Genomic DNA, 19,462 nt, shown 5'->3' on the forward strand with positions numbered 1-19,462 from the left:
CAATATCTATAAATCGCTTTTTCCATAACACATTAAGAAAATGATTTTTCAATATCAAATCGATAAATTCCTGCACTTTCTTCAAGTCTTTTAATTACATCCATTACATCATCGTGTGGCATCTGGTGTATATGGTGGAGTGATGAATAAATATTGGCATATTCATTGTAGATATTGGTTGAAAAAATTCCGGTATCATCTGTACCTACCACTATGGATGGTATATTCTTTCCCTCCTTTTTCCACCTTATCCAGTTAATTAAATGATAAGTACTAAAATCTCTATGGTAGCCAATTCTTACATTACTTGTAGGAAGTGTCTCAATTACAATCTCTCTTAAACTCATGAACTTTAGCACTTCAATCTGAAGGATTTCTAATTGAGTTTCATTGAGAATAGAAAAAGGATTAATATCAATAATCTCATCATAATTCTGTCTTATCGTTTCAGTATGGTAATTTAGGTAAACCTCTAGGGCATGATCAGGATTACTGTGTCCGTATTTTTTTCTAAATCCCTTATCTATTGCGAATTCCCATTCTTCTTCATCAAATACGAGACTTAATCTTGCATCCTTGCGTTTCTCTGATGATACATGTATAGGGCAGCACTGTCTCATTAACCAGGCTTTTTCTAAAACTTTAATAGGATACCGGGTTTTATATATTTCAAAACTCAGGTTTTCTACTTCATTAATTATATAAGGCAAAACTTGCTGTAAAGAGTCTATACTAAATTGAAGAATCAAGTGATAGCAAAAAATCAGATTATCCAGGTGAATCCCCTTTTTTATTTTAAACTTATTACCAACCGCTTTTGCCCAAAGTTTAACAGAAACGCCTGTGGCGGTTGCATGCCCTATCCTGTCAGACTTTCTCAAATCACAAAAATTGATTGCTTCATAAATAGCTCGTAGTCCATCCAGAATATGGTAGAAATCTTCTCCGGCATGATACGTAAAATGTCGTATGCCAGCACGACGCATCATTCTGTATACCGGGGCAAAAACCTCCGGAGGCGCATCAAACTCATTAGAAGCTGCATCAATGCCAGCAATTCTATATTTATACTTATGTTGATTCTTTTTTAAAAAAGTGATTACTTTTCCTATCACAAACAAGTCGTGCCTTAAAGAACGATGTCTAACTGTCTTACTTTTGTTTTTTTCAGGCTGTTTAATGAAATGCGCAACAAGAGTTAATTCAGGCAATGGCAAATTATTACCGATACTTTTACTTTTTATTTTAAAGTCAGCAATTAGCTTTTTCCAGCCAGAATCTATATTGTCAAATAGGCTTATCATCTCAACCTCGGTTTTTTTGGGAGAAAAACGTCCTTCCAAAAACCTGATGTATCTTAAATCATTTCCATTCATCTGATGAAAACGATGAAGGTAATCCTTTTCAGGTCCGTCCCGAAACTTATTCTTTGTAAGTTTTTGAAATTGGTCAAATCCGTTCTGATGAACCTGCTGAACTAATAAACGATTAGTTAAACCAAGAATCAGTAAATAGAAATGTAGCAAGCCAGCTAATAACTCATTGGGATTACGATAAAGCCTGTCGAGTATTAATATATGCATTAGCATTTCAACAGACATTTTGCAAGTACTTTCCGAATCATGCTTAAAAACCAAGGAAGCAAACGGATGTCTGAAACTCCCTTCATAATCAGGGGAATTATTAATAATCTTATGCAAGATGATATTCTTGTTACCAATGTTCTGGTTGAAAGACGTATTATCTATAAAAAGAAAATCAAAGAAAAACTTACGTAAGTTTCGTGCTATTTTTAAAAGTCGGTAGTATTTTAATGGCTGAATTGCACCAAACTCCTGCTCTAGCTGCTCCTTAACCATGTTCTCTTTGAAACCCATTTTTAAATGACCATAAGTTTCCTTAGGGTTAAAAAGAAAATCCTGCCATACCTTGTCTGTTTCAGAGGCCCCGTTGAGATGAACGTGCAAATCATGGAATCCGTGACTTTTGGAAACATAATAATTAAGCTGAGACAAATCTGCTCTTGGAATGGAAGTATACCGAGTATTAGGAAGTATATAAGTTTGGAAATAACTATTGATTTCACTTTTAATAAGATTAATACTTACTGGTGACTTTTGAAATAAAAAAAGACTTTGCAACCACAATGGAGGGATATAAGTTAGTAATTCCTGCCAGTTGTTTTGCTGCTCAGACTTTATTCTTACTCTGTTCTGGTTCAGCTCAAGAAACTGACATACCCAAACTGGCATAGTATGAGAAAAAAGTTTTGATAAACTACCAGTTTCAAAAAAAATTTCTGAAAGCTCAAACTTCAACAAGTGGTCTGGCAAATATGGATTTTGAGCCCTCTTCAACAGAAAAAGGCGTCTGCTTATGTCCTCTATGTTAGCATACTTGCCATCATCGTATTGACGCAAGGATTCATTATCTGAGAGTAAGAGATGCAGCATTATATTTTTTCTAAATACGTTAAAAAACTATTCCATGAATTTTCTGTAACTCTAATTATTCCAAAATTACTCAAATAGGTTTTTGCTGCTTCCCTGGAAAAAGTTTTAATATTATCAATATCTTCATCATTCTCTTCTAAAATTTGAACAATTTTTTCATGGTTTGGTGAAGTCAATGGAATTTTAACAATATCTTTTTTTATCTTAACTTTATTTAAGATATCATAAACTCTTAGATTAAATATTGCGCTATTTATTTCATAGCCTGAAAATTCAAGAATCAAGTTAATAAGGTCAGATTGGTTCTTAAGGTAAACTAATAACAAAGGACAAGCTAAAATCCATTTGGAAAAGCTTAGATTCAAGTCACTTTCATTTAACTTTGCTCGTGCTTTTTTTAGATTGTTGGTAAATATTACATCGCTATACCGAGGATTACTCAAACTTAATTCATCAGCAAAATCACTTTGCTCTTTGAAATCTTCGACTAAAACTGAATTCATAAAACCAATTATGTGAGAGTGAAAGATTTCACCTAAACTCTTTATTTCTTTTTCACTTTCAATATTTGTGACGACATAAAAAAATCTTGTAGAAACCCTTCCCAATAACTGTACCGAAATATTAATATAATTTTGTTTGAAAAGGAAAATCCACTTTTCAACAAGGTATTCTATATTAATGTCAGTTTCTAGTCTTTCTCCTAAATCTTGTTCATAAGCATCCCAAACATCAATTTTCTTATTGTTACCTGTTTTAAAGTGCGGCATGATAAATGCTCTCAGTTGAGTTAATCCAGCAAAACTCTTAATAGAATCTCCTGATTGAACCATCCTACAAAGCTCCCCGATAGCAGCAATAAGTAAATAGGGAGAATAAGTGAGTAATGACGACTGTTTATAAACGTACTGATTTGAACTCAATGGCAAATACACTAGTAATTTTTCAATGTAGTTAGCTTTATTTTCTGTTAATTCCCAATCGATTCTGCCTTGTGTCTCTTCTTTTTTCTTCTTTGCTTTACCAGCCATTCCGAACAAAGGTATTGTTCCTGCCCTTGAAATAGAATCGCTGTTTCCTAAGTTATCCATTTGACCTCTTAAATAGGCAATTATCCTACCCATCGTGGTTTTCAGCGCACTGTCATTTAGTATTACGTCTCTTCTACACATCTCCTCAAAAGCTTTTTCCATTTCAGACCGGTCTCCTGCTTTATAACCGATTAGCGGAACTAAATTTCTGATATAACCAATCCTAATTATATAATCAAAAATTAGATAAGAATTTGCTTTAATTTCAGTAGCTAAAATGAAATTTAAATTAATTAAACTTGAATTGAGTGAAGAATCTGTAGTAAATGGCTGAAGTTGATACAATTCTTCAATTTTTTGTTCTTTTAGTAAAAACTGAAGAATTATCCTATTGATGTTATAACTACTTTCCCTTAAACTAGGTGCATCAATCTCTTTAGCGTATAAATCACTTATAAATACATCTATTAATGAATCTATTTGGTTTTCCAAAGTAGTTTTGACCTCAAAAAAAATAGAAAGTACTTGTACTTGTGTTCGAATAGGCAAATCTAAAAAAAAATGTAAATACTGATCTGAATCATTCCTTACTAAGAGACCTATATTGCTAAGAATTTTTTTATAAACTTTACGAATATCAACTTCTATCTCATTGTCAGTATTTTTTTTGTAAACATTTATTGTGTGACCTCTTTTTAAAACTTTCCATATCGTTGGTAAATGAATCCTATATTTTGGTAACATTACTTTCTTTAAATATTGTGCCTCCAATTCTGTAACCATTTCATCAAAACGACTCGGTCTTTTGAGAACATCTCCTTCATAATTTAATATATCTTTGCCGAAGTTTTGCCATTTCTTTTGTCTTACAACGGTTGAATACAACTTCATGTCTCCTGATAAAATAGTAATCAATCTATCACTGGTAAGATATTTACGAATTGTTTCCAGTACCGGCCAGCCCTTTCTTGAGTCAACATCAATATCATCGAACATCAAAAGGAAAACTTTCTTGTCTAGAATTTTCAAAGCTTCTATTAATAGATTATGAAAGTTTTCAGATAGTTTGAGTGATGCCCCTACCGACTTCAAACCATTTTCCATTACAAATTCGGGGTCTTGCCAACTGTTATTTATATGATCTGCCACTCCATCAATGGAGGGTAATCCTGATGCCAGTTTGCTCAAAGCATTTCGCCAATCTTTTCTTTTCCAGACTATTTGATCCGAAGTTGGTTTACATTCTTCATCGTCTAATTTCTTTTCAACCAATTCCGTAATTCTGGAAATTACATTCAAAAAAACATGCCCTTTCTCTTCTATCAATGTTGGGTCAATTATTTCTAGAACCTGCACCTGCTGAAAATCGGAACTATTAATATCGCCAAATTTATTTTTTTTCTCTAGTTCCTTTTGTACGCTCAACAAAAAGGAAGTTTTTCCACTACCTCTTGAGCCCAGAATGGTAATTGTATCATGCAAGTGCAGCTCGGGTTTATTCTTACTACTGATATTCTCATTAACATTCTCAATTTTGCTTTTTATAAATCCCAATACATTTTCAAGCTCATCCTGATGTATTAGATTACTATTGGCTTCAAAGGGTTGAGCATGTGTACTTTTATCAAGAATTATATTAATTTCTTTAGGCATTGAACTATAAGTTTGAAGTTTTGTACGAATGAATAGAATAATATACGTAAATATAGTAATTTATTATTTAGCGGTATAAGAATCTTTGCAAAGCAAAAGAAAAACGGCTTAAATGTTTCAGGATGATAAAAACCTTGCTTCTTTGTTTAACATCTTTCACTTGAAAACCATAAAAAAAGCCTTCCCAAACAAGAGAAGGCCCATCCATCAAATCCATCCACTTTTACTTCGGCACCGACTGCTCGTAGGTGGGGCCATATAAGCCTGGTACTTTGTTGTCGGTGGCGCGTAGATACACAATCATTTCGCCGCGGTGGTGGTAAATGTGGTTAAATACAAAACCACGGGCTATGGCGCCTTTCGGAAATGGCCCCAGAATGGTATGGTCGCCGTTTTTCATGGTCCACAGGTTTTGCAGGCTCTCTTCAGTGGCCGATTGCAGCGCCACCCGGGCCTTTTCCACATTGTTTTCAAACAACATAAGCGTCGCGCCTATATCGGCAGGGTTGCCGCGTTCCAGTCGGTCGGTGGCCATGTCATACACATCGGTGGTAAAAACGCCGGTATACCAGTAATAAATAGTGGCTATGTGCTGGGCAAGCTCGCCCATTGTCCATGAGGTGGGTGAAGGCCTGTAAGCCAAATCTTTTTCCGGAATGGCCGTCAGCAGTTTTCTGGTATTTTGAACTTCCTGCTCAAACTCGGCTATTAAAGATTGTAAAAGCATATTTGTGTTCCTTTTTATGAATAATGAGGATAGACTATTGTCTTTTTATGACGCTATTTTGAAGACGTATCGGATAGTTGACAAAGTTATTAAAAACTATAAAATTTTAATGGTCAGAAAATAATTTACGGGGTAAATGCCACCTGCGCTGATTAATCAATTAAAAAAATCCGCTATCGAAAAACCCCTACAAAAAATAAAGCCTGAAAAAACATAAAAATCCCGAAGAGGGGCGGCACATTAATGCAGCCACACTTCGGGACTAAACCTTAATTAAACAATTATAAAGGTACTAACCTACATCAATTAAAAGACCGCTTAAACTCCAAAGGAGAAATATTCGTCTTCGTTTTGAACAATTTGCTGAATGACTGCGGATGCTCGAAACCCAGTTCATAGGCTATTTCACTGACCGACAAACCGGTGGTAGAAAGTTTCTCTTTTGCTTTTTCTATCAGTTTCTGATGAATATGTTGCTGGGCATTTTGCCCGGTAAGTGAGCGAAGCAAATCACTCAGATAACTGGGCGACAAATTGAGTTTTTCTGAAAGATAATGCACCGTGGGTATGCCCTCATTGGCTGGTTTTTCACCGGCAAAATAGCTGTCGAGTATTTCTTCCAGCTTTTGCAGCAAATCGTTATTAATGGCCTTGCGTGTAATAAACTGGCGTTTGTAGAACCGGTTAGCGTAATTGAGTAGCAATTCAATCTGGGCTATGACCACATCCTGACTAAAATCGTCTATGCGGCCTTTCAGTTCTATGTCTATCATATTAAAAACCTGCATAATGGTTGTTTTTTCTTCTTCTGAAAGATGCAGCGTTTCGTTAGTAGCATAAGAAAAGAAACCGTAATGTCTGATTTTCTTTGCCAGACTATACCCCAGAAAAAAATCGGGGTGAACCAGCAGCGTGTACTCCGAACACGCGTTGGCTTCGTTATCGTTTACCCCCATTATTTGTCCAGGCGATGCAAACAACAGCCCGCCCTCATCAAAATCATAGTAGCTCTGGCCGTATTTCAGCCTGCCAGTCAGTTTTGGTTTATAGGCTATTTTGTAAAAACCCAGCACATGCCCATTGCGGAAGTCGCCCATATCGGCAGGCAGATGAGTTCCATGTATCAGGCTGATTAATGGATGTTGGGGCCTGGGAATACCAAAAATACGGTGTGCCTCTGTCAATGACTCCATTTTCAGCGGGCTGTTATCTTCTTTTTTCATGTTTTGAAATCTGTAAAACGATGGTCGACACTTAATTTGGATTGCGCAATCACTTTATGCTACCCTGCGCTGCATTAGATACCTCTGCCCATGCCTCCCAAGTTGCCAGCCGTTCGTTATAAGCCTGACGAACCCAAGGTAAATTATGACTACCCAGAAAAAACCGTAAAGGTGGGTTTTCGGCATCTACAACCTTAAAAAGCGCCTCCGGTGTAGCGACAGGGTCTCCTCTTTCCATAGTTTGAAGGCTACCAAAAAACTGATTTTTAAAATCGGCGTAGATGTCTAGTCCCTGCGCAAATTTCAACGATTGCTGGCTGCCGAACTCGGTAGCATAAGCGCCCGGCTCAATGATGGTTACCTTTATGCCAAAAGCTTTAACCTCGGCTGCCAGACTCTCATAAATGGCCTCAAATGCCCATTTAGACGAGCAATAATAGCCAATAACCGGCAATACCACATGCCCCAGGTTGCTTGAAGTACCCAGTATGTGCCCGCCGCCCTGCTGACGCAACAACGGCAAAGCCGCCTGAATAACAGAAACCGGACCAATAATGTTCGTTTCATACAAAGCGCGGATATCGTCAGCGCTTGATTCCTCGATGGTACCAACCAGCGAATACCCCGCATTGTTGAAAACAATATCAAGCCTGCCAAAGTACTCATAGGCCTCATTTACTGCCTGCCGGGCTTGTTCGGCATGGGTTACGTCCAGCTCCAGCGTGAGTGCGTTTGCACCATATTTTTCTTTCAGGTCGGCAATGCTTTCCAATTTGCGCGCCGTAACTGCTACTTTATCGCCGCGTTGCAGGGCGGCTTCTGCCCATACGCGACCGAATCCGCGTGATGCGCCTGTAATGAACCATACTTTTTCTGACGTGCCTGAATTTTCCATTGGCTGTTTCATAATGTGTTACTATTTAAAATGATTAACAGCACAAAGGTCAGCACAGTGGTGTTCTCTGGTGTAGTCAAAATGAGGGATTACGTAACCAAAATGCGGGTGGGATGAGTTTCAAGAATAGCCTCAATTTTTTTGTGAAGTATTTTTAACCACAGAGTGTCGCGGAGTGATTGCACGGAGGAACTCGGAGTTTTTTACACAGTGAAACTCAGTGCCAAACTCTGAGCAACTCCGTGGTAAAATAATCAGATAATGCGCTTTCAAATTTTTAGAATAGCCAGTATTTTTAACCACGGAGTGTCGCGGAGTGATTGCACGGAGAAACACAGAGTTTTTTACTCAGTGAAACTCAGTGCCAAACTCTGAGCAACTCTGTGGTAAAATAAAAGGATTGAGAAGAAGAAGTTTATAAACGAGAAAAGCCCCGCATATTAAGCGAGGCTTGGCTCATAAATCAATTATTTTTTTTTAGTAGTGAACCCGGCAGGATTCGAACCTGCGACCCACAGATTAGAAATCTGTTGCTCTATCCAACTGAGCTACGGATCCGAATTGTGGGTGCAAATATAGCAGTTTGAATTTAAAATTCAAAAATGCTTTGAAAAATTGTAAGATAAACTCATTGTTTTTATCCACCGCCGCTTGTCGGTTCTCCTTTCTGTGGTATATCTTGCAGGTAATTTCATCAAAAAATCTTCACTCAATCAAGTTTCTGTATAAAAATGCCTTTGAAACTTTGATAATTACACAGAACTTTGAAACTTGATTCGCTAACAAAACAAAACCTGAATGCTGTTTAATTCTCTGCAATTTGTTTTCTTTTTTATTGTTGTTACTCTTGCCTATTTCAGTCTGCCGCATCGGGGCCGTATCTGGCTGCTGTTGCTGGCAAGTTGCTATTTTTATGCGGTTTTTAAGCCTATTTATATATTAATTCTGTTTGTTACCATAGTGGTTGACTACTTTGCGGGCATTCTTATTGCCGATGCCACCGGTAAAAAACGAAAATGGCTGCTCGTTATCAGCCTTATTACCAATATCGGGTTTCTGGCTTATTTTAAGTACTACAATTTTCTGAACACCAATCTGGCCATTATCCTGTCGAAATTCGACACCCCCACCCCATTCCCTTTTCTTGATTTCGCACTCCCCATCGGGTTGTCTTTCCATACGTTTCAGGCCATGAGCTACACCATAGAGGTGTATCGCGGCAATCAGAAAGCCGAAAAAGACTTTGTCATTTACTCACTCTATGTCATGTTTTACCCTCAGCTGGTGGCAGGGCCTATTGAGCGGCCTCAGAATTTGTTATGGCAGTTTCATAGTTTTTTCAAGTTCAGTTTCCCCAACCTGAAAGAGGGCCTGATGCGCATTGCCTGGGGGATGTTCAAGAAAGTAGTCATTGCCGACCGGCTGGCTATGGTGGTAGATTATTGTTACGATAACCCGCAAGACCACAACGGACTAACGCTGCTGATTGGTACTATTTTCTTTACTTTTCAGATTTACTGCGACTTCTCGGGTTATTCAGACATCGCCATTGGCACAGCCAGGGTAATGGGCTTTAAACTGATGGAGAATTTCGATACCCCCTATTTTTCAACCTCCATATCCGAATTCTGGCGGCGTTGGCATATATCATTATCTGGCTGGTTCCGCGATTACCTGTATATTCCGCTGGGTGGTAACCGGGTAAGCGAAAAACGTATGTATTTTAACCGTTTTTTTGTATTTATGATGAGCGGCCTTTGGCACGGCGCAGCGTGGACGTTTGTTATATGGGGTGCCTTGCATGGCATTTACCTGATTTTAGCCCAGATACGCGACAAATATTTTAAACTGAAAACCAGGCCCCTGCCTGCTTTTTTGAGCCAGCCCTTTAACCTGTTGTTTACTTTTGTGCTGGTTATGCTTACCTGGGTGTTTTTCAGGGCAAAGGGCCTTACCAATGCCAGGATAATTCTGCAAAAGATATTCTCTTTTGGCAGTTATGGTAATACCATTGATTCGCCTTTCAATAATACTGAAATGCTATTGTGCTGGCTGTTGATTGCCGGACTGCTGCTGAAAGAAAAGTTTGTGAAGGTGATAGTTGTTACCAACACGGCCCGATTCTATGTTGTATTTTTGGCGCTACTGTTGGTTTGTTATTTTCTGGGGGTGTTTGACTCCAACCAGTTTATATATTTTCAGTTTTGAGTTAATTATGAAACATAGTGTTTTAGAGTACATTGTGGCAAAGAAATACTTTTATAATAGCCACTAAGTACACAATGGATGCACAATGTTACGCTATTTTCAATATCAAATTTGTGGCAAGAAAATAAAGAGGAATGAATTTAAAAATATTAAAATATACCGCCCTTGTTGTTTTTGCTCTGCTTTGGTTGCCGGGCTTTTCGCCCAATGTAGCCAGATGGCTGGCGCAGAAAGGCTTTGTGAAAGACGAATATCGTTACGGCGATTTGTACCGTTTCTCGAATCTGGCGCAATTCAGGGTTCCTAATCAGCAGTGCGTGCCAGCACCCGTGAAGGTTACCAGCCCCAACACGGCGCTATACCTGATTGGCGACAGCTTTACCGAACCTGCAAGGATGACAGCCGCCGACTTTAAAACCGGTACTTTTCAAAGATTCTTTATTGGGGATACCAGTTTTATTAAATTAGACCGAACAAAGAAGAACATTCTGATAATTGAAACCGTAGAGCGGCATTTCAGAGAAAGGTTTGCGCAGCCCTATGCAAACCTTGTAACGGGCAAACCCAGTACCCGGCAAGCTGCCAGAAAAATGCTGCTGAATGCCCGCGACGTGTTCTGGTATAGCACCGAACGACACGAAGCGGTGCTGTTTTCGTCTGATTTTTTTCTGAAAATAAAAGAATGGAAGGCAGGTTTGAACGAAACATTTTTTAACCGCTCAGATAGCCACGTGGTGTTGTCGGCAGATAAAAAGCGCATTTTCTTTGAGATGGATGCCCGCCCCGATGGCATTACGTCTTCTTTTGATAGGGTTTCTGACAGCGAAATCAGCAGGCTGGTTGAAAACGTAAACCGCACTTATGATTTCTACAAAAAAAACGGCTTTGATGAGGTGTATCTTTCTATTGCCCCCAATAAGAGTTCGGTACTGGGCAAAGACCTGGGCAACTATAACCGGCTGATAGAACGGGTTCAGCAGCACCCGGGCCTGAAAGCACCTTATTTTGATATTTACACGCCGTTCAGCTCGTCAAAAAAAATGCTGTATGATGTGGGCGACACCCACTGGAATTGCGAGGGCAAACAAATATGGCTGGATGCCGTAAATGAGAAATTATAATGCCTTTTATAAAACAAATAGATTTTTTAGATTTGTATTTTACTGCGACAAAAAATATTATAACAATCTACCAAAACTAAAAATATGAAAAAAGCAATTGTTTGCGGAGCAGGCGGCTTTATAGGTGGCCACCTGGTTAATAGACTAAAAAGTGAAGGCTATTGGGTAAGAGGCGTTGATATTAAACATAACGAATATAAAAATGGCAATGCTGATGAATTTATCATCGGCGATTTAACCGACCCTTTGGTGTGTAAGCAAGTGCTTGAAGGCGGTTTTGACGAAGTGTACCAACTGGCGGCCGACATGGGCGGTGCAGGTTATATTTTTACCGGCGAAAACGACGCAGCCGTTATGCACAATTCGGTGCTTTGCAATGTTAATATGCTGCATGAGTCTCAAAAAGCAGGTGTAAAGAAGATATTCTATTCGTCGTCGGCCTGTATGTACCCTGAGTACAACCAGAACGAACCCGAAAACCCTAAATGCTCGGAGGATTCGGCCTACCCTGCTGCGCCTGACAGCGAATATGGCTGGGAGAAACTTTTCAGCGAGCGTTTGTATCTTACCTACCAACGTAATTTGGGCATACAGGTAAAAATAGCCCGTTTTCATAATATATTCGGCCCACAAGGCACCTGGAAAGGCGGTAGAGAAAAAGCCCCGGCTGCTATATGCCGTAAGGTAATAGAGGCAGAAGATGGCGGTAGCATACAGATTTGGGGAGACGGCAAACAAACGCGCTCATTTTTATTTATTGACGAATGCATTGAAGGTGTACGCCGCCTGATGGAGTCTGATTTCTCGGGTCCGGTAAACATTGGTTCGGAAGAAATGATATCTATCAACGATTTTGCCAGAATGATTATCGGCATTTCGGGCAAAAATGTTTCTATCAACAATATTCCGGGGCCGGAAGGCGTGCGCGGGCGAAATTCAGACAATGCTTTGATACAGGAGAAACTGGGCTGGGCGCCATCGTTACCATTGAAAGACGGTATCACCAAAACCTTTAACTGGATTGCCCAACAGGCCGCCAAAGAGGTAGAACTGGTTTAAGATACTGAAGGCATAAGAACCATGAAGTGGCTGAACTACCATTCGGCCAATTTTTTTGCACCTGCCTGATGCCACGGCTTTCCATACATAGACCTGGCAAGCGCCATCAGGCAACTGTACAGGTTTAATCAGCCAACAGGGCTTTTATAAAGGCTTCGGGGGTATGTCTGGCAACAAACTCTGCTGCTCGGGCAGGGTATTTGGGCTTAGACTGGTGCAGAAAAAACCTGAACGCCTCTTTTATTTCTTCCGGTTTGTGGCCGTCTACTGCCAAGCCCAGTTCATATTCGGCTGTTATGTTGCCTACAACACCAAATCTGGTGGCAATAATTGGCTTGTTATGCCTGCAGGCCAGACCAATAACCCCGCTTGACGAATAGAAATTGACATAAGCCAGCGAAACGATGTCGCTCTGGTTAATGAACGACTCCATCTCGTCGTCGTCCACAAAGCGGCTTTCCATTACAATTTTCAATTCGGGGCGTAGTTTCCGGGCTTCAGCAATGGCCTCAGCCAGAGGGGTTTCATAAACCTGCGAAACCTTGCCCACTATCAGCAGGCAGGCATTGGCTGCTTCGTCGGCGGTTAAATCCTGCAAGCCGCGCACCAGGTTCACCACATTCTTTTTCTGGTCTATCATACCAAAAGCCAGCAAAATTTTGCGGTGTGGCTCTATTTTAAATTGCTCACGTATTACAAGCCCCTGGCGCATAGGGTAATCATAAACGGGGTCGGGCAGGTAGGTAAATGCCTGCGTGCCCAGGGTTTCGTTCATGGTTTTGATGGTCTCGTAATCATTAAAAATGAATACTTTTTTCAGCTGCTTGTTGCGCAGCATCCACCAGGTGGTAAACAATTTGCGGGCTTTGGTAACTTTGGTTTTTTGCCGGGCTTTCAGCGAGTTATCGACCGGCACTAACCTCGGGTACGGATTAAACATAATACCGTGTATAATACAAAGCGGGCGGCTGCTGCCAATGGTATGCTGAAACATATCAACCATCATTAATATCAGCCTGTCGGCTTTCAGGTCGGTTACATACCGGCTGATGCTCTTCCAGAGCAGCTGGGTTGATTTTATGAGGCTCATACCCGACAACTGCGGCGCAAACTCTTCGTCGGTAAAGAAAATAATCTTTACATTTTGGGCAGAGGTTTGCACAGAAGGAATGGTTCTGGCCTCGGGGTTCAGCAGAAATATATATTCTCTGTCAGACGGATTCTTTTCTAAATAGCGTAAGATATTCTGGATGTGTCCTAAATTATGCCCTACAAGTTTTACATAAATATCACAAATGATGATTCTCATAAAAGGCCGTTTGAAAAACGCCGGTATCAGATTGGCCCCGGCGGAAGTGGTTTTATCAAAAAAGGTTCAAGTGGTATCTCCGGCTGCAAAGTTACAATTAAATTTTATTTTTTCTGCCTGCCTGTTGCAATCAGGCCATTACCTGCCTGCCGCTTTTTTGTAGACCTCGAGTGTTTGAATGGCTGTAATGCCCGGCGAAAAGTCTTTCAGGCGGCTGTAACCCCTGGTTACCAATGCAGACCGTTGCTCTGAACTGCTTACCACACGGCTGATAACAGCCGTGATGTCGGCCGGAGAATCGGGGTTGAAGTAAACGGCGGCATCCTGCGCTACCTCTGGGAAACAGGAACGATCGCTCAGCACAACGGGGCAACCACAGGCAAAGGCTTCAATAACCGGAATACCGAAACCCTCGTATAACGAAGGGTAAACAAAGCAAAGGGCTTTCTGGTATAGCCTGTACAACTGAGCGTCGCTCACAACGGGTTGGTACCACACCGCATCAGCAATCCCTTCAGTCTGCAGCCACAGCAGCTCCACCGCTGTAAAAGGGCAACTGCCCGCACATATCAGTTTCAAGCCGGGGTTTTGTTTCAGCACCGGGGCTACCCCTTTTATAAAAACATCAAAATTCTTGTAGTTTTCGCGGGTGCCTACATACAGCAGGTAGTTTTCTGGTGTTTCAATATCAAAATCATCAGCAGGCTTGAATGTTGAAAAATGGGTGGAATGATACACCACATCTACCTTGTCTGGCGACAGATCAAAAATCTCAATGATATCGTTCTTTGTGTTTTCAGACACGGCAATGATACCGGCCGCATTGTGCAGCAGTTTTCTTTTATAGTCTTTACTGAAACCATCAAGCAAGCCGTATTCTGTACCGAATTTTTCGGGTATGGCATCATGATAAGTAATTACATAAGGCTTATTACCCAGAAAAGGCACAAAGTAATTGTTGAAAAAAGTAGGATGAAAAACGTCGTAGTTTTTAATACTGATCTGAAGGGCGCTGTTGAGGCGGTTAAGGTGCGAAAACATCAGATTGGTGTATCGGCTGCCCAGAAAATAACTGAACGGATAAACCGTCCTGATGTCTCCTTTTTTGAGGTACTCGTTATTTGAAAACAGCAGGGAAAGGCTTACATCAACTCCCTGGTGATATTTCAGGTTATGCATCAAGTCATAGAAATACCGGGGAACACCTCCGTATCTGGCACCTGTAAACGACTGATGATCATAGAGCACTCTCATAAACGCTGGGGTCAGATATTCAGATAAACCATACAGTTACCTGATATCCTGAATTTAAATTAAGAACAGACCGGTGCTCTGGTTGGGGGTAAAATGGTTTTACCAAAACCGAGTACTGACGATTAGGAATAAATTTGCCGGGCATTTAGCACATGTAAGCACGCACCCGTTAATTGCTGCAAAAATAGTAAAATGCAATGATATAAACCTTATAGTAAAATTTATATTAGGCTTATCCCTTATAAATATTCTTCGATGGAATGCGCATCAGCAATAAAAAGCCGATAATAAAAAACACCAGTATTACCAGTACCGAATTGCGCATGTCGCCGGTTAGCTGTTCTACCACACCAAACAAAAGCGTGCCAAGGGTAATGGCTATTTTCTCGACGATGTCGTAAAACCCGAAATAAGACGCGGTGTCTTTGGTGTCGTCGGGTATCAGTTTCGCATAAGTTGAACGCGATAGTGATTGTATGCCACCCATTACCAGACCCACCACGGCGGCTATCACATAAAATTCATTGGCGGTGGTGGTAAAATAGGCAGCCAGCGGCATAAGCGACCAGATGAATATCTCTATCAGCAGGGCTTTGGTATTGCCGAATTTGCCTGATAACCAAGAGGCCAGAAATGAACCCGGGATAGCAATGAGCTGAATGAGCAATAAAGTAACAATCAGCCCGGTTTTTTCTATGTGCAATTCTTTATCGGCAAAAATGGTGGCCACGTAAATGACCGTCATTACGCCCATGTCATAAAACAGAAACGCCAGCAGAAAACGCTTGATGAGGTTGTTCTGGCGAAGCTCACCCAATACTTTGCGTAATTCTCTGAAACTACTGCTAAACACCTCTCCTTTCAGCCTTTTAACTTTGTCTTTGGGCAGGTAGTAGAACGGTATCTGTGCAAACAAGGCCCACCATAAACCCACAGTAAGAAAAGTTATGCGTGCCGTAAGACCAGACTCAGTATCAGCCTGCGAAAGCCCAACCATTTCGGGTTTCATGATCATAACCAGATTAAACACCAGCAATAGTACGCTGCCAATGTAGCCCATCATAAACCCGCGGGCGCTGAGGTTATCAAAACGGTCTTCGGTGGCAATTTCAGGCAGGAATGAGTTATAGAAAACGATGCTTCCGCCCCAGCCAACTATTGAAAGCCCAAAGGCAATGACCACCCAGTTGACGTTGTCGCGGGTAAAGAAAAAGAAGTAGGCACAACTGGCAGCCCCCAGATAACAGAATAGTTTCATAAAAAACTTACGCCGCCCGCTCGAGTCGGCCAGTGGAGTAAGTATGGGGTTCAGCAAAACCAGCAGTAATGTGGCTACTGATATGGTATAAGAATAGAGAACGGAGTTCTGCACATGAAAGCCAAAGAAATTAACCTCGTCGTTGATGATGTTACCCAATGAATCTTTAATAGACGTGGTAGCCAGAAAGTACATCGGAAAAACAACGGTAATAATAACAAGGTTATGCACCGAATTGGCCCAGTCGTACATGGTCCAGGCGGTCAGCACCTTCTTCTGATTCTTTTGAAACATTGCTTAGGTAAGTGTTTGGTTTAGGGAAAACAGGCACGAATTAGCAAATAATTCTTTAATTTTTTAAAACTATGTAATAAATTTTCAAATAGCCCGTACCTGAATGCCCTCCGTCTTCAATCTTTCATTCAGTGCTTTGGCAAATGCAACCGCGTGCAAGCCATCACCATGCACGCAAATGGTGTCGGCTTTTATAGGTATCGCACGGCCTTGGGTCGAAACAACCATGCCTTCTTTTATCATCCTGATTACCTGCGTAACGGCTGTTTCGGCATCTTCAATGAGTGCGTTGGCATGAGTGCGCGGGGTCAGGCTGCCGTCGTGCTGATAAGTACGGTCGGCAAATACTTCTGAGGCGGTTTGCAGGCCTGCTTTCTCAGCTTCACTTATCAGCAGGCTGCCTGAAAGACCGTATAAAATCAGTTTAGAGTCACTGTCGAATGTGGCTTGGGCTATGGCCTGCGCCAGCGCGGTATCTTTGGCGGCCATGTTATATAAAGCACCGTGCGGTTTTACATGGTGCAAAGTACCCCCCAAAGCCCTGGTTACATGAAGCATGGCGCCTATCTGATAGAGGCAGATATCATATACCTCCTGCGGACTGAGTTGCATATTGCGGCGGCCAAAGCCCTGCAAATCGGGGAAGCCGGGGTGCGCGCCTATGGCTACACCCTGTTTAAGGGCCAGCTCTGCGGTTTTGCGCATTGTGGTGGCATCGCCCGCATGGAAACCACAGGCAATATTGGCCGACGATATATAGTTCATCAGGATTTCGTCATTGCCCATTGTCCAGGCGCCGAACGACTCGCCCATATCACAGTTGAGGTCTATTGTTGGCATGATGTTGGGGTTTTGCATGTAGTATATTGAGCAAGTGAGAGACAAGGCAATGCCTTGTCTCTACTCCGATTATATAATATTCATAAATCTGATTGTCGCCTTCAATTTCTTCATTTCTTTCTCTCTCAAAATTAACAAATCTTCGGCTTCGGCTGCTGAAATACACTGAAAACGTATGGTATCTTTCGGGCCACATTGTGCCAGTAGCGGTAAATCGACTGAAATTACATGGCCCACACGGGGGTAACCGCCGGTTGTCTGGTGGTCGGCCATCAGAATAATCATTTGTCCGTCCGGCAACAGTTGCACCGTTCCGAAATCAACGGCCGATGAAACCAGTTCGGTTTTTTCAGAAAGCTGCAATGCCTCGCCCATTAACCGATAGCCCATGCGATTGGATTGCGGACTGATGGTGAAAGGCTGGCTTTGCAGTAAAGCCCTGCTATCGTTGGTCAGTAAATCGTATTCATTTCCTTTGATGAGCCTGATCATGGGCGATGCCCCGTAGGGTGGCCTGATGCTTAAACCCAAATAAGGTAAAAAGGCGGATGGATTGGTAGAAGATAATGCAAATCTTTGTCGCGAACGTATGGTATTGAAATTCAGCAGGCTATTTGTGCTTTTGCTGCCCAGCCATGCCTGGGCCTGAATGCCCTCTTTAACAGCCAGATAGGCGCACTGTCCGCTGATTCTCTTTCTGAATTTCAGCGTGTTTCCGGCGGGCACCTGTATGGCTTGCCAGTTATTGATTGGGCTTATGCCACCATTTTCATTCGACAGATATGGTGCAAAATCTGCTCCGCCAATGGCTATAATGGCGGCTTCTTCAAAGAGTATTTCAGGCGCCGGAAAATGGCATTCAAGTACGGCTTCGTTTTCATGATTACCCAGCAGGATATTCAGCAGGCGTGCGGCGGTTTTGTCCATTGCGCCGTTCGGGTTAATGCCGCTGTAACGGTAGGCGTTACGGCCGGTATCCTGAATTGTGCTTAATATGCCGGGTTTTAGGAATTGCATTCTGGTTATTCTTGAATTAGTTTTTTTGGCTTTCTATCATTGAGGCTTATTGCCAAATAAAAATACTATAAGTTTTATAAACCCGGGTTGTTACTTTTTTTACCTAAAAAAAAGTAACGCAAAAAAGCAGGCATCATTTAACTCGCACAATTAAAAATCCTTCAGACTACTTACATTCTCATCAATTCTTCCTCGATTTTTAATCGTGCTCAGACAAGAAATGATGTTTTAAGGTTATTCATTTTTAGTTGTTATTCTTTTCCTCTGTGAAACTCTGTGTTTAACTCTGGTAACTCCGTGGTAAAACTTTTATTGTGGCTATTAAAATGCGGCGAACAGGATGTTCGCGCCACAAAAGATAAAAATACTATTCTACCCTCACAAACTTCACCAAATCTCCTGCTTTCAGGAGGGTTGGGCTTTCGGAGCTTATATTAAATAATAGTGCATCAGTATGGCCTATGAGCTGCCAGCCACCCGGGCTTGCCAATGGATAAATGCCTGTTTGTTGGCCTGCTATGCCTACGCTGCCTGCCGGAACTTTGGTGCGGGGCGATGCCCTCCTGGGTGTAGCAATTCGGGTATCCATGCCACCCAGATAGGCAAAACCGGGCAGAAAACCCATCATATATACACGGTAAGTGGCGGCGCTGTGTATCTCAATTACTTCTTCTTTACTTAGGCCATTATGTGCTGCTACATGGGCCAGGTCTTCACCATCATATATTACCGGAATGTCAATCCGGTTCGGGCTGATGTTTGCGGTACTTATCGTTTTGTTGAGGGCTTCTTTCAGATAATTCTCTGCCAGTGCATAAGCCGTTGGGGTTTCAGGGTAAGCTATTCTAACCTGTACAACATCATAAAAGATGGTAAGTGAGGCATAGGCAGGCACCGCCTCCTGAAAGCCGATGAATGGCTGGCTATTACAATAATGAAACAGTTGCGACACAAGGGTATTAACGGCCTCGTCGATTACCGAACCGAAGTCGATGGTAACAGCCGAATCACTCAGGGGGAATATTTTGTACCGGTGTTTCAAAAAAGGTTAAAAGTTTGGCTCGGCCCCTTCTCCAACTCCGGGAATGGAGACGTTTTACTTTCATCTCCAAGCAGGGGT

14 protein-coding genes and 1 tRNA gene are annotated in these 19,462 nt (G+C 41.5%); 3 read left to right on the forward strand and 12 right to left on the reverse strand.

What is annotated here, in order from left to right; translation table 11 throughout:
• Positions 1-32: 32 nt before the first annotated feature.
• From MB380_RS12410 to MB380_RS12435, 6 genes are all read right to left on the reverse strand, one after another.
• Positions 33-2,453: a hypothetical protein gene (locus MB380_RS12410; RefSeq protein WP_253522818.1), complete on the reverse strand. Its 2,421-nt coding sequence runs from the start codon at positions 2,451-2,453 to the stop codon at positions 33-35.
• Complete coding sequence (locus MB380_RS12415) at positions 2,453-5,137, reverse strand: hypothetical protein (RefSeq protein WP_253522821.1); 2,685 nt, start codon at positions 5,135-5,137, stop codon at positions 2,453-2,455. Before MB380_RS12415 ends, MB380_RS12410 begins: the two co-directional genes overlap by 1 nt.
• Positions 5,138-5,360: 223 nt before the next feature.
• The gene (locus MB380_RS12420; protein WP_253522823.1) at positions 5,361-5,864 is read right to left on the reverse strand and encodes a DinB family protein; all 504 of its coding nucleotides are present in this window, start codon (positions 5,862-5,864) and stop codon (positions 5,361-5,363) included.
• Positions 5,865-6,166: 302 nt separating this feature from the next.
• A complete protein-coding gene (locus MB380_RS12425) occupies positions 6,167-7,087 on the reverse strand; it encodes an AraC family transcriptional regulator (RefSeq protein WP_253522825.1) in 921 nt (306 codons plus the stop codon).
• Between the two features lie 49 nt (positions 7,088-7,136).
• On the reverse strand, positions 7,137-7,994 hold the full coding sequence (locus MB380_RS12430) for an SDR family NAD(P)-dependent oxidoreductase (RefSeq protein WP_253522828.1): 858 nt from the start codon (positions 7,992-7,994) through the stop codon (positions 7,137-7,139).
• 472 nt (positions 7,995-8,466) lie between these two features.
• Positions 8,467-8,540: transfer RNA gene (locus tag MB380_RS12435), tRNA-Arg, on the reverse strand.
• 240 nt (positions 8,541-8,780) lie between these two features.
• Here MB380_RS12435 and MB380_RS12440 point away from each other — a divergent pair.
• The 3 genes from MB380_RS12440 to MB380_RS12450 all read left to right on the forward strand — a co-directional run bounded on the left by MB380_RS12440 (position 8,781) and on the right by MB380_RS12450 (position 12,370).
• A complete protein-coding gene (locus MB380_RS12440) occupies positions 8,781-10,190 on the forward strand; it encodes an MBOAT family protein (RefSeq protein ID WP_253522831.1) in 1,410 nt (469 codons plus the stop codon).
• A 134-nt stretch (positions 10,191-10,324) separates the two neighbouring features.
• Positions 10,325-11,311 carry a hypothetical protein gene (locus tag MB380_RS12445; protein ID WP_253522834.1) on the forward strand — a complete coding sequence of 329 codons (987 nt, stop codon included), beginning with the start codon at positions 10,325-10,327 and terminating at the stop codon, positions 11,309-11,311.
• 84 nt (positions 11,312-11,395) lie between these two features.
• Positions 11,396-12,370: an NAD-dependent epimerase/dehydratase family protein gene (locus MB380_RS12450; RefSeq protein ID WP_253522837.1), complete on the forward strand. Its 975-nt coding sequence runs from the start codon at positions 11,396-11,398 to the stop codon at positions 12,368-12,370.
• A 124-nt stretch (positions 12,371-12,494) separates the two neighbouring features.
• On the opposite strand, the gene MB380_RS12455 is transcribed toward MB380_RS12450, so the two are convergent.
• From MB380_RS12455 to pxpB, 6 genes are all read right to left on the reverse strand, one after another.
• A complete protein-coding gene (locus tag MB380_RS12455) occupies positions 12,495-13,679 on the reverse strand; it encodes a glycosyltransferase (RefSeq protein WP_253522839.1) in 1,185 nt (394 codons plus the stop codon).
• A 138-nt stretch (positions 13,680-13,817) separates the two neighbouring features.
• Positions 13,818-14,933: a glycosyltransferase family 1 protein gene (locus MB380_RS12460; protein ID WP_253522842.1), complete on the reverse strand. Its 1,116-nt coding sequence runs from the start codon at positions 14,931-14,933 to the stop codon at positions 13,818-13,820.
• A 232-nt stretch (positions 14,934-15,165) separates the two neighbouring features.
• The gene (locus tag MB380_RS12465) at positions 15,166-16,485 is read right to left on the reverse strand and encodes an MFS transporter (protein WP_253522845.1); all 1,320 of its coding nucleotides are present in this window, start codon (positions 16,483-16,485) and stop codon (positions 15,166-15,168) included.
• An 84-nt stretch (positions 16,486-16,569) separates the two neighbouring features.
• Positions 16,570-17,325: a LamB/YcsF family protein gene (locus MB380_RS12470; RefSeq protein WP_253522848.1), complete on the reverse strand. Its 756-nt coding sequence runs from the start codon at positions 17,323-17,325 to the stop codon at positions 16,570-16,572.
• A gap of 69 nt (positions 17,326-17,394) precedes the next feature.
• A complete protein-coding gene (locus tag MB380_RS12475) occupies positions 17,395-18,342 on the reverse strand; it encodes a biotin-dependent carboxyltransferase family protein (protein ID WP_253522851.1) in 948 nt (315 codons plus the stop codon).
• Positions 18,343-18,709: 367 nt separating this feature from the next.
• Complete coding sequence (pxpB, locus tag MB380_RS12480; RefSeq protein ID WP_253522854.1) at positions 18,710-19,384, reverse strand: 5-oxoprolinase subunit PxpB; 675 nt, start codon at positions 19,382-19,384, stop codon at positions 18,710-18,712.
• Between the last annotated feature and the right edge of the window lie 78 nt (positions 19,385-19,462).

Origin of the sequence: Emticicia sp. 21SJ11W-3, assembly GCF_024138715.1 — a bacterium.
GTDB classification, from domain to species: domain Bacteria; phylum Bacteroidota; class Bacteroidia; order Cytophagales; family Spirosomataceae; genus Emticicia; species Emticicia fluvialis.